The organism is Dyadobacter endophyticus (assembly GCF_014641595.1).
In the GTDB taxonomy this organism is placed as follows: Bacteria; Bacteroidota; Bacteroidia; order Cytophagales; family Spirosomataceae; genus Dyadobacter; species Dyadobacter endophyticus.
In genome coordinates this window covers 2,414,598-2,429,551 of the sequence record NZ_BMIA01000001.1, presented here as the reverse complement: position 1 = coordinate 2,429,551, position 14,954 = coordinate 2,414,598, and the positions used below count along the sequence as shown (strand labels likewise).

Annotated in this window: 12 protein-coding genes; 10 read left to right on the top strand and 2 right to left on the bottom strand. The window is 52.3% G+C overall.

The genetic code is table 11. The features are described from left to right. Nucleotides 1-77: 77 nt before the first annotated feature. Entirely contained in the window at nt 78-980 is a 903-nt protein-coding gene (locus tag IEY24_RS09900; protein WP_188931173.1) for a helix-turn-helix domain-containing protein, read from the bottom strand. A 420-nt stretch (nt 981-1,400) separates the two neighbouring features. Between IEY24_RS09900 and IEY24_RS09895 the strand changes: the two genes are divergently transcribed. The 5 genes from IEY24_RS09895 (at nt 1,401) to IEY24_RS09875 (ending at nt 7,765) form a co-directional block, all read left to right on the top strand. Then, nucleotides 1,401-2,534, top strand: coding sequence for a cytochrome-c peroxidase (locus IEY24_RS09895; RefSeq protein ID WP_229221753.1), 1,134 nt, complete (start codon nt 1,401-1,403; stop codon nt 2,532-2,534). Between the two features lie 73 nt (nt 2,535-2,607). Then, entirely contained in the window at nt 2,608-3,588 is a 981-nt protein-coding gene (locus tag IEY24_RS09890; RefSeq protein ID WP_188931169.1) for a ThuA domain-containing protein, read from the top strand. Nucleotides 3,589-3,968: 380 nt separating this feature from the next. After that, on the top strand, nt 3,969-5,066 hold the full coding sequence (locus tag IEY24_RS09885; protein ID WP_188931167.1) for a tail fiber domain-containing protein: 1,098 nt from the start codon (nt 3,969-3,971) through the stop codon (nt 5,064-5,066). Between the two features lie 49 nt (nt 5,067-5,115). After that, nucleotides 5,116-6,552, top strand: coding sequence for a T9SS type A sorting domain-containing protein (locus IEY24_RS09880; protein ID WP_188931165.1), 1,437 nt, complete (start codon nt 5,116-5,118; stop codon nt 6,550-6,552). Between the two features lie 25 nt (nt 6,553-6,577). Beyond that, nucleotides 6,578-7,765 (top strand): tail fiber domain-containing protein, encoded by a 1,188-nt coding sequence (locus tag IEY24_RS09875; protein WP_188931163.1) that lies wholly within the window; start codon nt 6,578-6,580, stop codon nt 7,763-7,765. A 10-nt stretch (nt 7,766-7,775) separates the two neighbouring features. On the opposite strand, the gene IEY24_RS09870 is transcribed toward IEY24_RS09875, so the two are convergent. Continuing rightward, nucleotides 7,776-9,062, bottom strand: a complete 1,287-nt coding sequence (locus IEY24_RS09870) for a glycosyltransferase (RefSeq protein WP_188931161.1) — start codon at nt 9,060-9,062, stop codon at nt 7,776-7,778. 137 nt (nt 9,063-9,199) lie between these two features. On the opposite strand from IEY24_RS09870, the gene IEY24_RS09865 reads away from it, so the two are divergent. From IEY24_RS09865 to IEY24_RS09845, 5 genes are all read left to right on the top strand, one after another. Next, on the top strand, nt 9,200-10,558 hold the full coding sequence (locus IEY24_RS09865) for a sensor histidine kinase (RefSeq protein WP_188931159.1): 1,359 nt from the start codon (nt 9,200-9,202) through the stop codon (nt 10,556-10,558). A 390-nt stretch (nt 10,559-10,948) separates the two neighbouring features. Next, nucleotides 10,949-11,941 (top strand): alpha/beta hydrolase, encoded by a 993-nt coding sequence (locus IEY24_RS09860; RefSeq protein ID WP_188931157.1) that lies wholly within the window; start codon nt 10,949-10,951, stop codon nt 11,939-11,941. Between the two features lie 45 nt (nt 11,942-11,986). After that, nucleotides 11,987-12,799 carry an alpha/beta fold hydrolase gene (locus IEY24_RS09855; protein ID WP_229221751.1) on the top strand — a complete coding sequence of 271 codons (813 nt, stop codon included), beginning with the start codon at nt 11,987-11,989 and terminating at the stop codon, nt 12,797-12,799. Then, nucleotides 12,756-13,886, top strand: coding sequence for a bestrophin family protein (locus IEY24_RS09850; protein ID WP_229221749.1), 1,131 nt, complete (start codon nt 12,756-12,758; stop codon nt 13,884-13,886). The genes IEY24_RS09855 and IEY24_RS09850 overlap by 44 nt, the downstream gene beginning before the upstream one ends. 18 nt (nt 13,887-13,904) lie before the next feature. Next, nucleotides 13,905-14,912, top strand: a complete 1,008-nt coding sequence (locus IEY24_RS09845) for a hypothetical protein (protein WP_188931155.1) — start codon at nt 13,905-13,907, stop codon at nt 14,910-14,912. Nucleotides 14,913-14,954: the final 42 nt, after the last annotated feature.

Sequence of the window (14,954 nt, the reverse complement as noted above, 5' to 3'; positions counted from 1 at the left end):
ATTAATGTCCCAAAGGTAGGGCTGCAAGCAAATCAGTAGGTAATATGAATCAAAGCAATGCTTATATAAATCAAATGTCAATTGGCATGCCGTAGCTGCTCCCGGAATAGCAGGGGAGTGGTTTGGGTATTCTGTTTGAAATACTTGTTGAAATGGGAGGGGTACTCGAAGCCGAGCGTGTAGGCGATCTGGGCGGCATCCCAGTCGGTGTTCAGTAGCAATGTTTTAGCCTCTTCCACAATGCGTTCGTGAATAATCTCCCGGGTAGTTTTGCCCGTCGTTTTTTTAAGCACATTGTTTAAATGGTTGACATGAATGCTCAACTGGTCGGCATAGGCGGCGGGTGTGAGTAATCTCAGGGGGTTTTCCGGCGAGTCGACGGGGAATTGCTGGTTGAGTAAGCCAAAAAAGCGGGAGATCAGGCGGTCGGCAGTGTTTTCGTTAGTAACCGGACCCTGCAAGCGTATGCCTTCCAGGATGATCATTTGCAATAAGCTCCTGATCATATCGAACCTGTAAGTGTATGTGGTTGATAATAAGCGCTCCATCTCGCCGAAGAGGCTGCTGAAACGCTCGCGGTCGACAACATCCAGCGGGATTACCGCCTGAATGGCAGGGTTGAACAACGCACTCCGGTAGCGTATCTCCTGCCGGATGCTGTTGAGCAGGAATGTGTCGTTGAAAAGGCAGTAGAAACCTGTTTGCGACTCCGAAACAGCGTGGTAGGAAGACGGTACCCCGGGGTTTGAAAAAATAATGCCGGCACCTTCGATAGGCGTTTCTCTGCCGCCCGCCAAGTGCATGCCCTGCCCGATGATCAGGCAGATTTTATAATAGTCGCGCCGGTTATAGGGCGTCATTCTGTTTAGGCAGGTGCGCTGTTTTACATTGAAGTGGCTCACATTGGACTGCGAAGCCAGCTCTGCGGGCATCGGCTGTTTCGTGCGCTCATAAAACTGTTGCAGCGTTTCGGTATGCATTGGTGCTTTGGTATTATACAAATCAAAGCCAAAGATAATTATTTGTACTGCCACATCAAACATCTTGCGGAGGGATCGGCCTTCTTGCTAGCTCCCAAACCGTCCCCTGCCAGTTGCCTATCGCATTACCATCGGCTGGCAAGTACTGGCAATGGCAGCGCTCGCAGCATTGTTGCTGGCTGTCGTCACGATTAGTTTCCAGGCCGTCAAAACGGCGCTGTTGAACCCGGTCAAGAACCTGCGTGCCGATTAAAAATAGCAGGTATGACCTTCATCATTGTTATTGATGCCAGATGAATGGTAAATTTCTGTTCCTACTTGCCTTATATAAGGGAGTTTGAGTTGAATATGGAGATTGGAATGGCAGGAATATCGATTGAAGTGTTAAGGAATTGTATTTTGACCCTGGGTGCCGCCACTATGTTTTTTTCATGCGGCGAGCGGAATGCAGTATCGGAAAAGGCGGAGGAGCAGGTGGAAACGATCGCGGACCTCGGCGCATTGCCGCTGACGCCCACGGACCCCGCCGATAACCCCTCGACGCCCGAAAAAGTGGCGCTGGGCAGGTTGCTGTTCTTCGACCCTGTTCTTTCGGGGAATAAGGATGTGGCCTGTGCTACGTGCCATCAGCCCGAATTCAATTACGCGGAATTCCTCGAAACATCCATTGGTGTAAATGGCGTCGGGCGAGGGCAAAACCGCAGGTTCACAGACCCGAACGACATCCCGTTTGTTAAAAGAAATTCCCAAAGCGTAGTGAATACAGCCTTCAACGGGCTTAGAAATAATGAAGTCTACGACCCTGCTTCGGCCCCGATGTTTTGGGATAACCGGGCCAGGGGATTGGAGGAGCAGGCGTTGGAACCTATCAAGACTTTGGAAGAAATGCGGGGAAATGGTTTTCACGAAACCGGTATCCTCGACGAAGTAGTGGCAAGGCTTTCCCGGCTCCCTGAATACCGCAGGCTGTTTTCGGTGGCATTTCCTAAGGACCAGTCGCCCGTCAGCCGGGTGAATCTCGCCCGCTCCCTCGCTGCGTATGAACGTACGCTCGTGGCGAACAACACGCGTTTCGATCAGTACATGCGCGGCGATAGCAATGCATTATCGACCGGCGAAAAGGAGGGAATGAATGCATTCCTCGCCACGGGATGTGCCAAGTGCCACTCCGGCCCGATGTTCTCCGATTTTAAATTGCACGTCCTCGGCGTACCCGATACAGAAAACAGACGGGAAAGCGACTCTGGCGCCGATAAAAAGTATGCATTCAGGACACCGTCGCTCCGCAACCTCAGGTTCACCGGCCCCTATATGCACAGTGGCAAATTTGTTACCCTCGACCAGGTACTCATGTTCTATGAGGATATTGCAGGTGGGAAACTGCTGAACCCGAATGTAAAGGAAGGGCAGATCGATCCGCTCGCGACGCAAATGGACGTCAATTTCAAAGACATTTCCCGGATCGTGGAGTTTCTGAACACGCTTAATGACGATTCGTTTGATAAATCGATACCCAAAAGTGTTCCCAGCGGACTACCGGTAATGGGTAAATAAAGTGTATTTACTGCTCTTGATTTGGAACACACATAATTTTAATAGGTGAATAATCCCCGAAATCCGTCGATTTATGGCATTTAACAACAAACTCCTGATTTTCCTCCTCGCGTTGCTGGGCGCAGGCTCTTTTTCTGTTTCCTCCTTCGCACAGAAGTCGCCTTTGAAAGTGCTCATCGTCGATGGGCAGAATAACCACGAGCAGTGGCCAAAGATCACGGCTATGATGAAGTATTACCTGGAAGACAGCAAAAAATTCAGCGTGGACATTCAACGCACGCGCTATACCTGGCAGGGCGACAAGCTTGTGCAGGAATATCCGGTGAAAAGCGGCCCGGAAACGCAGGCATTGAAGCAGCCTAAGACAGATTCTGCTTTTCATCCTAAATTTTCAAATTACGATGTGGTCATCTGCAATTTCGGGTGGAATGCGGCGCCATGGACGGCTGATGTACAGAAAGATTTCGAAAAATTCATGAAAAACGGTGGCGGCCTTGTGGTCATTCATGCTGCCAACAACTCATTTCCGCAATGGCCTGCCTATAATCAGATGATCGGCCTCGGCGGCTGGGGCGACCGGACGGAAAAGGACGGTCCTTATGTGTATTTCGATCAGAATGGTAAAGAAGTGCGCGATACGCAGCCGGGTAAGGCCGGCTCTCACGGCGCACAAATGGAGTTTAAAATCACTGTTCGCGAACCGAACCACCCCATTACGAAAGGCATGCCGGCAAGCTGGCTGCATAGCCGCGACGAGTTGTACGACCGCCTGCGGGGCCCGGCCGAAAACATGCAGATTCTGGCCACGGCATTCTCTCCCAAGACCAACAACGGTACCGACCGCAACGAGCCTATGCTGATCGCGCTGCGCTACGGTAAGGGCCGGATTTTTCATATGGCGCTGGGCCACGCCGATTACTCCGTGGAATGTGTAGGATTCATAACTTGTCTGCAACGCGGGAGCCAGTGGGCAGCTACCGGGAAAACGAATATTCCTATCCCATCCGACTTTCCAACTGAGACGGAAACGAAGCAGCGGAAGTTTGCGCAGTGATTTGATAGAAATGAAGATGCAAAAGCGCCGCGAAACCTCCATTCCGCGGCGCTTTTGCATAGAAAGTTATTAAACGGTTTTAAGAAGAGCCTCTCGATGAAGATGTGATCGATAATCAACCAGTTATGAATCCTGGCAACAGCCAGTGCGGTTAGTACGCGACGGCAGTTAATGTTAGTTTATCTGGCTGCTGATGTTTTCTACATGCGCTATTGTTGGCTATGTAAAAGTAGTTTTCATTCATAGTTGTATTTTTGGAATTAGTTGTACTTTTCGTAACAACACCTAATCCTATCTGTCATATGAATGCAAGCTTTACCCCAAATTCTTCCCGCAGAAAATTGTCCAATTTGTTCCTGCGGCAACCTGTTTTAAAAACTTTGCTCTGTTCAATACTGGTGCCTGTGGGCGCGCATGCGCAAAAGACGGACACACTCTTGGTTGGGCGGGATGCCGCGCAAAACAAGAACATGGTCATTTATCAAGACGGAGCGTTTCTATTCGGAGGTGAATACAATGGAGACGGATCAGGTGTTGACGTACCTGTCGAAGGAGCTGGTACACGCCTGATGTGGTACCCAAGAAAGGCCGCTTTCCGGGGAGGAGGTGTAAACAGTACGCAATGGGATGCGGCCAATATCGGAGACTATTCCGTGGCGATCGGACAAGATGTGCGGGCATCGGCCAGCAACGCAACTGCTTTTGGTTTACGGACGACCGCCGCGCAGCAATCGTCATTTGCAGTAGGTGAAAACAATGTCGCGAGCGGAGCTGCTTCCGTCGCCATGGGTTATCATGCACATACCAATGCCCGGCAGGGTAGTTTTGTGTTCGCCGATAGATCGAGCGTAGATACACTCCGGGCCGGTGTGAACCACTCGGCCAACTGGCGCGTCAGCGGTGGGTACCGGATATTTACCTCGTCCAATCTTAGTACCGGTGTGACGCTTCAGAGCGGTGCTTCGGTGAGTAACTGGGGGCAGTCCAGCGCGGTTATTTCCACCTCCACCGGAGCTATGCTGACCACCGGCGGGGTATGGCAGAATGCATCGGATGTGAACCGCAAACATCGTTTTGAACAAATTTCAAACGAAGAAATCCTCGGAAAGCTCCGTAAACTCCCGGTAACCCGATGGAGCTATAAAACGGAAGGCGACAATATCAGGCACATCGGCCCCATGGCGCAGGACTTTTACGCGGCGTTCAGGCTGGGCAACGATAACCGTGGCATCGGAACCGTGGACGCCGACGGTGTGGCATTGGCGGGTATCAAAGCGCTGGAAGAGCGCACCCGCAACCTTGCGGCAGAGCTGGAAAGCCTGAAAGCGGATAATGCGGCACTTCGCCAGCAAATGCATGACAATAACGGGAATTCCTGGATGGGACTAGCCGGTTTGGCCCTGCTTGCACTTGCAGTGGGAACTGGTTTGGTGATGGGGCGCCGGCGTATGGAACCAAGCGGAAGCAGGGGCTTCTAGGCTTCGCGCATTCAGTCATTTTCCTGTTATTTAATCAAATACATTCCAAATGAAAGCTATATATATTGTGGCGGTCCTTGCCGGACTCGGCGGGAGCGCCGTTGCGCAGGGCTTGTCCAGCACCGGAGGGACGGTTAAGGTCAGCGGCGGCATTTTGCAGGTAAAGGGCGACCTGCAACTGGGAGGAGGATCTTTTACCAATAACGGCAACGTTTTTGTTTCCGGAAACCTGGTCAACAACCAGGCGATGGCGGAGGCGGATACCGGGGTGCTGACGCTCGATGGCGTCGCCGCGCAGACTTTGAGCGGTACCCAAACTTATTTCACCCGTTTTCTGACGATCAACAATCCTGCGGGCATTGTGTTGGACAATAGTATCAAGGTTGGTGCGAGGGTGAATCTCGTAAACGGCATCGTGGATGCTACCAATGACCTGGCCGCGCTGGTGATTGGCGATACCGCATCGGTGCTGGGCGTATCCGATGAGCGGCATGTGAATGGCTACGTGGTAAAAACCGGGACGGGCAGTTTCGTTTACCCGGTTGGGGACGGAGTCAGGTACCAGCCTGTTACGACGGAACTGACCGATAACAGCGCGGGGATGAGCGTCCGTTACTTTGCCGGAGACGCTGGCACCGGGACATTCACGACGACCGGTGCCTCCGATATTGCCCTTGAAGCCTACAATAACCAGGAATACTGGGATCTCGCGCCGAAAGGCACCGCAACCGGTAAGGTAATTATCACCTATGATGACTATAAAAACCCGACTATCACAGCTTCCGAAAACCCGAATGTTTTCAGCGTAGCCCACCTTACAGGAGGCAATTGGCTCAACGAAGGTCATAATGTGACCGGCACACTGACGGCAGGTTTTGTAACGAGCGAGGTACTATCGGCTTGGAGCCCGTTCACACTCGGTGCGATACCGGAAGCCGGCTTACCGGTCACGCTGGTCAGTTTCAATGCGAAAGCAGTTGAAAACAACGCATTGCTCGAATGGCAGACAACCAGTGAAGAGAACGCTTCTCATTTTGAAATAGAACGAAGCCTCGACGCGCGCAGCTTTCAGAAAATCGGCACTGTGGCCGCAGCCGGTAATAGTAACGCGCTACAACGGTACTATTTCACAGACCGCTCGTTCGGCGGCCAGTTGCAAACCGTGTATTACCGGCTCCGTTCGGTCGACCTGGACGGTACTTTCAGTTTGTCAAGGGTTGTTTCCCTGCACCCGCGCGATGCGGGCCGGTTCGCGGGTGTGTACCCGAACCCGGCGCGCAAGGCTGGTATGGTGACAGTTTCGTCCGGTGCGCCTGCCAGCGAGGTAGGTCTCTGGGATATGCTTGGCCGCCAAATACCTGTCCGCACCTTGGCCGTGTCCGACGGCTCGGTTCAGGTGAGCCTGAATGGCGTTGTGTCAGGTCTGTATCTTCTTAAACTAACTACGAGCCAAGGTGTTGTGAATCACAAACTGGTTGTTGAATAATCTGTATCCACTTTATCCTTCTGACATGAAACGAATTGTGTTTGCTTCCCTCTTTGTCGCTATTTCCTCTTACACCCATGCCCAGGTGGGGATCGGTACACTTACACCGCGGGCTGGTTTGCACGTTGCCGACAGCAGTGTGGTTTTTTCCGCCCCCGGTGATGTTGCAGTCAACAAACCTGTACCTATTTCGGGCGGAGGTCGTCGTATGATGTGGTACGTGGACAAGGCCGCATTCCGCGTAGGGTACGTGGGCTCATTTTCGAGCAGCTATTGGGACGGCCCCAATGTCGGGAACTATTCGTTCGGAGCGGGCCAGCATGTTCGTGCTTCCGGCGATAATTCTTTCGCGGTCGGTCTCGCAACTACCGCATCCGGCGATGAATCGGTAGCATTGGGAAACAACGGCACGGCAGCGGCAGACCGCTCACTGGCATTCAACGGAACTGCAAACGGAGTGGGCGCCATCGCACTTGGTAGCGGTGCGCAGGCCACCAGTGACGATGCCGTAGCCATTGGCCCGTCGTCGATCGCAGGCGGACTGGCCTCGGTTGTGATCGGGCCGTCTATCGCAAACGGTGCATTTGCGGTCGCCATTGGCCTGCAAAACAGTGCAAGAGGAAATTTCTCCTTCGCGCTCGGCAAAAATGCGCGGGTAAGGCATCAGGGATCTTTCGTGATCAGCGACGGTAGCGCAGGGTTTAGTAGCGACAGCGCTTACAGCACTACCAACAACCAGCTGACCATGCGTTTTGCAGGTGGGGCTCGGGTCTTTACCAATCAGGGTCTCAGCAGCGGAGTTGAAATATCTGCTGGCGGAGGATCGTGGAGTACGGTCAGCGACAGGCGGAAAAAGGAGAATTTCGAAGCATTGGATACCGAGAAAATCCTCCATAAAGTGGCACAGTTACCCCTTACCAGCTGGAATTACAAAAGCCAGCCTGCTACGACAAGGCACATAGGTCCGATGGCACAGGATTTCTATGCCGCATTTGGTCTGGACGGAATTGCGAATGATACAACGATCAACACCTCCGATATCGACGGCGTGAATATGGCTGCCATTCAGGCGCTTGAAAAACGTACAAGAGCATTACAGGAGGAGAATGATCAGCTGAAAGCCAAACTCGAAGCGATGGATTCGAAAATGGCTTCCATTGAAAAAATGATCCTGGGAGCGCCAAGGAAGGAAGAAATATCGGTTTCCAGATAGTCCCGGCTTTTTAAACAAGCCCGCCAATGTAACCCGTTGCGATTTCATTGGCGGGATAATTCCTGAACTCCTCGCTGAGTTGGTGAGCCCGCTTGCGGTAATTGTTGTCGGATAACACGGTGGCGACCGCACGCCGGATCTGGCCCGCTTTGGGTGTTTCCGTTTTCAGATCGATCCCGACACCGTTGAACTGGACACGCGCCGCAATATCGTCTTTGCCTTCGTGGACACCCGCCACCACGATGGGCAGCTTGTGTTGCAGCGCGAGCATCACGCCCCCGTAGCCCCCGTTTGTTACATACACGCTCGCGTAAGGCATTACGGCGTCGTAATCGATGAAATCTTCGATGAGGAAATGAGGCTGCGGGTAGCGCTGGCGCAATGCCGCAGTGCCGGAGCCACCGGTAGTAACGATCACCATCGTTTCCGGGTCGTTTTTGTAGGCTTCCAATGTAGGGACGATGATTTTCTCTACATCCCGCTCGAATGTGCCCTGCGTAACCAGAATGACCCTATTATATTTCAATGTCTCGTCGGCATGTGCAAATGAGGCCTTCCCGTTCGATTTATTGGGCAGAAGCGGTCCGACAAACCTGACGTTGGGGCTCAGCTTTCTGTGCGGATAGTCAAACCCCGGCACACCGCTTTGGAGGTACAGGTGGGCATTCCGGAACACCGCGTCGAACATGAAGCCCGGCTCCGGCGGCAGGCCGTATTTAACACGCAATTCGTTGAACAATGTGCTGCATGGCTTCATGATGATGTTGAATTGAAAATGGATCTTGGCACGCTTGGCCCAACGCGCCACCGACCTCGCGATCGCATTCCGGCCGGGGTCGTCGGAAGGGAGGTTCGACTCACTTTCAAATAACGGCAGTACGCCCACAGCTACCCCTTTCACGGCCAGCAATTCCTGTACTAACAATGCGCCCAGGCAAGCCAGGTCGTACACGATCAGGTCGAACGGCCACTCGTCGTGAATTTTTACAAGATCGTCGACATACCCCGGAATAGGGCTCAGGAAGGTATGCTTTACATCGAATCGGGCGCGGGCAATCGGGTTTTTGATCTTTTTGCGTTCAGGGAACAGTTCATCCATATTCTCCTGGTTGATCACGGGCGCCTTTACACACGGGTAGTGGACAAGGCCTAGCTTCGTGACGCGCCCGCCATAGTGGCCGCCCACGTACCAGCGCACATCGTGCCCGAGCTGTTTGAGGTGGGCGGCCAGGCCGGTAAGCGGGCTGAAATGCCCGTCGAAAGGAACCGTTGCAAAAAGTATACGTTGAATTTTCATGGCTAATATTACTTGTTTTGACCCGACAAAAGTAGGAGACGTATTCCTCGCCGCCTACGCTCACTCAGATGAACTGTAAAATGAAGGGTATGAAACGACTTTTATGTATTTTCGTCTGAACATCACCCTGCCCGTTCATGACGTTACTTGCACCCGGCTATCAACAATGGTTACTGCTTTTTATAGGTGCCGCTGCCGTATTGCTGGCTGCAAACCTGCTCCAATGGGTGGTCCGTCGCGACCGTATTTACCTTTTGTACAGCCTGTACGTTTTTTTGTGGATCACCTCCTTCGGGCTGGAACTAGTGGCCCCGGCCGACAATATAGTTGCTTTCGGCAGAACAGTGCCCTTCTATTTGTTCTCCATTATATACCTGGAACTGGCGGTTGAATTTATCGATCTGAGCGACCATCCGAGGCTTGTCCGATGGTACCGGATCATGCAATACACCTGGTTCATTTGTACTTTGCCTGAAATCTATTTTAACCTGTTTTCCGACCTCTGGCGCACCGACTGGCATGAAGCGCAACTGAATGTGATCCGTACCATTGTAATGGCGGCTACGAATTTTACCATTTTATACACGTTTGTAAAGCACCTGAAGCGTACTGATATCCTGGCCCGCTTCTTTTTTGCAGGGACACTGGCGCTGTGGGTCGGTGAAATCCTGTCGACCATATCATTGCATATGCATCTGGGCAATGGCATACCAGCTTTGGATCAGCTGCCGCTGCTCATTCACCCGGGCTTTTTAATGCAGGCGGGCATTTTCCTCGACCTCGCACTGGTATCGCTTGGAATCTCGTACCGGCAGCAGCGTCAGGCGATGCGGCAGGTAATTGCAGAGCAGGAACTGATCCGTGAACGGGAACAGCACCTCCGAAGGCAACTCGAAGCCGACTTGATCCTCGAACAGTTGAAACAGCAGCACACCGAGGCGCAAATGAAGGCATTGCAGAGCCAGGTTAACCCGCATTTTCTTTTCAATGCACTCAACACATTATCATCGCTGATCGACGAAACCCCGAGCCAGGCCATCGACTATGTCGACGAACTGTCGAGCGTTTACCGTTACCTGCTGCGCGCCGGAGATGGCGAACTGACTACGCTGAGCCAGGAGATGGGTTTTATACAGTCCTACTTTCACCTCCTGCGTACCCGGTACGGCAATGGCGTCCACACCGATCTCCTCACCATGGATACACACAAGGAGGCGTTGCTGCCACCGCTCACATTACAACTACTGGTCGAAAATGCGGTCAAGCATAATGTGGTACTGCCCCACCAGCCACTCACCATCCGTATCCGTACTACGCCTGAACGGCAGTTGGTCATCGAAAATAATATCCAGCGGCGCAAGGTAAGGGTCGAATCGAACGGGGTGGGGCTGTCCAACATTGCATTCAAATACAAGCTTCTCAACCAGTCCAGCCCGCATATAGAGGAAGTGGATGGCTGGTTCCGCGTGACGTTGCCGCTCCTGCAACCTGTATAGCTGCATTAGGGCAGGCGCACGGTATTTAGCGCCGTACCAAGTGATTGCACGAAATATCGCTACATAATTTGTCGTATTTGTCTTTTAATTAATTGTAAATCAATTAGTTAAAGCAATGGCACGCGGCTTGCAATTGAATATAGCATCCGGGCAGATTTCACTGGTGAAACAGTCTGACAATTCTTGCCCGAACCGATTTCCTTTTTTCATAGAAACGAAGATGACGGATGCCAGCTCACCGAGGCTGCTGTAAGGGGTGTGCACTTTCCATCCGTTCGTGCACGGGACAAACCAACGTCGGCGCGCCGTTCCCGCGAAGTCCGATCAGCAACACGGTGATTCAATGAAAGGGAAAATTTCAGGATTAATTAAAAAAAGAACTCAACCAACATGAAAAAGAAGCAAAAAAAGCAAGCTATCAAAGACTATGCTACCGATCCCAACCTGTCCAGGGACGTCAGGGAATTTCTGAAAATTGTCAACAATTCCGGAGGCCCCGCCCTTGAAACACTCCCGCTTGCCGATGCGCAGGCCGGACTGGCCAATGCACAGGCATCCGTGGATGTAGATGTTTCGGGTGTTAAAATAGACCTGAAAACCATTACCAGCGACGGCTACACGGTGGATCTCCACATCGTACGCCCTGAAAACGCGACCGAAACCCTGCCCGCATTCATGTTCATTCATGGCGGTGGCTGGATACTCGGTGATTTTCCGACGCATCACCGGCTGGTCCGTGACATCGTGCTCGAATCGGGTATGGCCGCGGTGTTCGTCAACTACTCCCGCACTTCCGAGGCGCGATATCCGCAGGCGATCAACGAAATTTACGCAGCTACGAAATGGGTAGCAGCTAACGGTCCTACGATCAACGTCGACGGCAGCAAGCTGGCCATAGTGGGAAACAGCGTGGGCGGCAACATGAGCACTGTTACTTGCCTGATGGCGAAGGAAAAAGGCGGGCCGGAAATCAAGCTGCAGGTAATGATGTGGCCGATCGTCGACTCCGATTTCGAAACCAAATCTTACCGTAAATTCGGCAAAGATCGTTTCCTGAGCACTTCGCTGATGAAATGGATGTACGACCTCTACATCGAGGACCCCAAAGAGCGCAAAGCCATTTACGCCTCTCCATTGCAAGCGACCTTGGAACAGCTGAAAGGCTTGCCGCCGGCACTCATTCAGACTGCCGAAAATGACATTCTTCGTGACGAGGGTGAAGCCTACGGCCGCAAACTCGACGAAGCCGGTGTGCCGGTAACGACGGTGCGCTACAACGGAATGATCCACGATTTCGGGTTGCTGAATGGCCTGGCCACATTGCCGGCGGTTCGTTCGCACATCCGACAAATTGGTGCGGAACTGAAAAAGTACCTCAGCTAGTCCACCATCATTTTCTTACGATTCACCCTTAATCCATTTAAAACCATGTCAAAATTCAACTCAATCGCTATTGGAATGGTCGCTACTGCATTATTTGCATTCGTCTCGCGACAGCAAATCGAATCCGGGCAGAAGCACGAAGAGCCCCAAAAAGGCGTCAAAAACATTGTACTGGTACATGGCGCATTCGCCGACGGTTCGAGCTGGTCGAAAGTGATCCCGCTCCTGGAAGCGAAGGGCTTCAAAGTGACGGCAGTACAAAACCCGCTTACCTCGCTCAACGATGACGTGACAGCCGCCAAGCGCATTATAGCCTTGCAGGACGGCCCCGTGCTGCTAGTAGGCCATTCGTGGGGCGGAGTGGTAATTTCCGAAGCGGGTAACGACCCGAAAGTGGCGGGTCTCGTATATATGGCAGCGTTCGCACCGGACACGGGTGAATCGCTGAACGACGTTGCCAAAACCGCAACTCCTGCACCGGGTAATGAGGAGGTTCGGGCCGATGCAGCCGGCTTCCTGTCCCTGACTCCGAAGGGTATTTTCGAAGACTTCGCTCAGGACCTGCCTATGCCAGAACGCAAATTGATTCTCGCCACACAGGGCCAGTGGGCCGCATTTACCACAGGCGAGAAGGTTAGCAAAGCTGCCTGGCACGACAAGCCGTCGTGGTTCATCATAGGCGGTAACGACAGAATGATCAATCCAGGCCTGCAACGTACTTTGGCCAAAAAAATCGGTGCAAAGTCACTCGAACTGAATTCCAGCCATGTGCCGATGCTGTCGCAGCCTGCAAAAGTGGCCGCTTTCATCGCCAATGCTGCAAGTACTGTCGATACCCAGGGCATTGCTTCTAAATAAGTATGATTTCAAAAGTTCCCAGGTCACCTTTCGCTTCTTCGACAAGGTGGCCGGGAACCAAAACCAATACAAAAACACCATGCACATAGGTAAATCATACCGGTTGGGTGAATTTCTCGTCTGGACCCGCCGGAACACTTACATCCTCTTTTTCCTCGGCCTTTTCCCGGTGGTTATTCATGAAATATGGGGACTGAAATGGCTGAACGTCCCCTGGCCCGTGGTGGCGCTTCTGGGTACGGCTACCGCTTTTACAGTAGGTTTTAAAAATGCCCAGACTTACAACCGGGCGGCCGAAGGGCAACGGCTTTGGACCGATATTCTGGGGCTGAGCCGTTTCTGGGGTACCATCAGTGTTGATTTTTTGAATAACCAGGAACAAAGCAGGGAGTTGATCTACCGTCACCTTGCTTGGCTTACGGCCTTGCGTTTTTACCTCCGCGAGGACCGCGTCTGGGAAAGCAACGAAAAGAGCCATAACAAGGAGTACCAGCAGTTTTTTCACATTCCCGAACGCATGCAGGCGGTGGAAACCGAACTGAAAGGACTTCTGCCCGAACACGAGCTGGAACAGGTTTTGGGTTCGAAGAACAAGATCGGAAAGATACTCGGATTGCAAAGCAAAGCCGTTAAATCACTCAATGCCGACGGAGAGGTGATTGCGCCGCAATATGCCGCATTGCAACAGATGCTGAAAGACCTGCACAGTTTGCAGGCAAAATGCGAACAGCTCAAAGACTCACCTTATCCGCGGCAATATGCGGTGATCAACCACATTTTCGTGTGGACGTTCTGTTTCATGCTGCCGTTCGGGATCGTCCATGATTTCGATTTGCTCAATGAAGTCGTGGATCCGCCGTTGCGGGGGTACATGGCCTGGGTAACGATCCCTTTCAGCATGCTCATTTCATGGATGTACATTTCGCTTGAACAGGTAGGGGAGAGCACCGAAAATCCGTTCGAGGGGAGTGCCAACGACGTACCTATTTCCCAGATGAGCCAGCAGCTGAATATCGAGCTCCGCGAAATGCTGGGTGAAAGCAATTTGCCGGACGATTTGCTGCCTCACAACAATATTATCCTTTAAACCTAAATCAAACATAAAATGGAAACACTTAACCTTGAAATTCTGAACCCCGGCCCGATCCTTAACGACATGCGTGGCCAGTTGCAGTCCCTTGGCGCTTTGCCGCATTATTACCTGCGCCGTCCGACACCTAGTGGGTCACCCGATTTTTCGATCTGGGACTTTGGTGTCAACCCGCTGGGCGTAAGGGAATCGGCTCTTCCGGAAGTGCTGCAAGTGATGGGTGTCCGGAGCCTGACGTTGAATACAGCCCAGGATCTCAGCCCGTTGCACCGGCTGAGCGCGGGTATTCCGCATACAGGCAACGACCAGGACAAATTGGGCTACCTGACGAGCGATGCGATAACCCGCATTTTGCAGCCGTTTTTGATGAACTGCCGCACCATTGCATTCCACGATTGGGCCGGCCTCTCCGGCGCTTCCGAACTCTGGAGCAGCCTGTTACTGGGTGCCATCAAGCCGGTTGGCACACAGGATATTGAGTTTATCTTTTACTTCGGCGACCCGCTCACCAGGCGCTCGTTTCAGGTGGAGGAGGCCATCGATATCATCACCGAATTTTCGGAATATGGCCAGGTTACCATTGCGCTCGATGAGGAAGAGGCCATTAAACTCTGGATGGTGTTGAATGGAGTACATAAATACGACAGTGTAGTGAACCAGACCTTCCCCGATTTGAAGAGAAAATTCATTTCCATTTTCAGGACTATCAATATCGATCGCCTGCTGGTGTACTCGGCCACGCAGGCGATGCTTTTTACCAGGCACACCCAGCTGCTGCTGGCGCGTAAAAAGGTGGCGTCGTCGTTTGAGATCGCGCCCGAGGCACGCGAGCATTTTATCGAAGGTTTCTGCATTGGCCTGGTGCGGCAGATGGACATTGTACGCTGCCTCGCCCTGGGCCTGATCGTTTTCGGCTCGCGGACGGAAAAACGCTCTAATGTGGCCCGTCAAGGTCTTGTGGATTATATCGATCAATGGGTCGACGACCTTCAACAGCAGGAAATCATGTATCTTTACCAGTAATGGCTTCAATTATTGTAAAATAAAATTCCACGTCAACAGGTC

Excerpts from the sequence above, each read along its gene's own strand:
- IEY24_RS09895 (WP_229221753.1), top strand. The coding sequence starts at position 1,401 with ATGTTTTTTTCATGCGGCGAGCGGAATGCAGTATCGGAAAAGGCGGAG.
- IEY24_RS09890 (WP_188931169.1), top strand. The coding sequence starts at position 2,608 with ATGGCATTTAACAACAAACTCCTGATTTTCCTCCTCGCGTTGCTGGGC.
- IEY24_RS09860 (WP_188931157.1), top strand. The coding sequence starts at position 10,949 with ATGAAAAAGAAGCAAAAAAAGCAAGCTATCAAAGACTATGCTACCGAT.
- IEY24_RS09850 (WP_229221749.1), top strand. The coding sequence starts at position 12,756 with ATGCTGCAAGTACTGTCGATACCCAGGGCATTGCTTCTAAATAAGTAT.
- IEY24_RS09900 (WP_188931173.1), bottom strand. The coding sequence starts at position 980 with ATGCATACCGAAACGCTGCAACAGTTTTATGAGCGCACGAAACAGCCG.
- IEY24_RS09875 (WP_188931163.1), top strand. The coding sequence starts at position 6,578 with ATGAAACGAATTGTGTTTGCTTCCCTCTTTGTCGCTATTTCCTCTTAC.
- IEY24_RS09865 (WP_188931159.1), top strand. The coding sequence starts at position 9,200 with ATGACGTTACTTGCACCCGGCTATCAACAATGGTTACTGCTTTTTATA.
- IEY24_RS09870 (WP_188931161.1), bottom strand. The coding sequence starts at position 9,062 with ATGAAAATTCAACGTATACTTTTTGCAACGGTTCCTTTCGACGGGCAT.
- IEY24_RS09855 (WP_229221751.1), top strand. The coding sequence starts at position 11,987 with ATGTCAAAATTCAACTCAATCGCTATTGGAATGGTCGCTACTGCATTA.
- IEY24_RS09880 (WP_188931165.1), top strand. The coding sequence starts at position 5,116 with ATGAAAGCTATATATATTGTGGCGGTCCTTGCCGGACTCGGCGGGAGC.
- IEY24_RS09845 (WP_188931155.1), top strand. The coding sequence starts at position 13,905 with ATGGAAACACTTAACCTTGAAATTCTGAACCCCGGCCCGATCCTTAAC.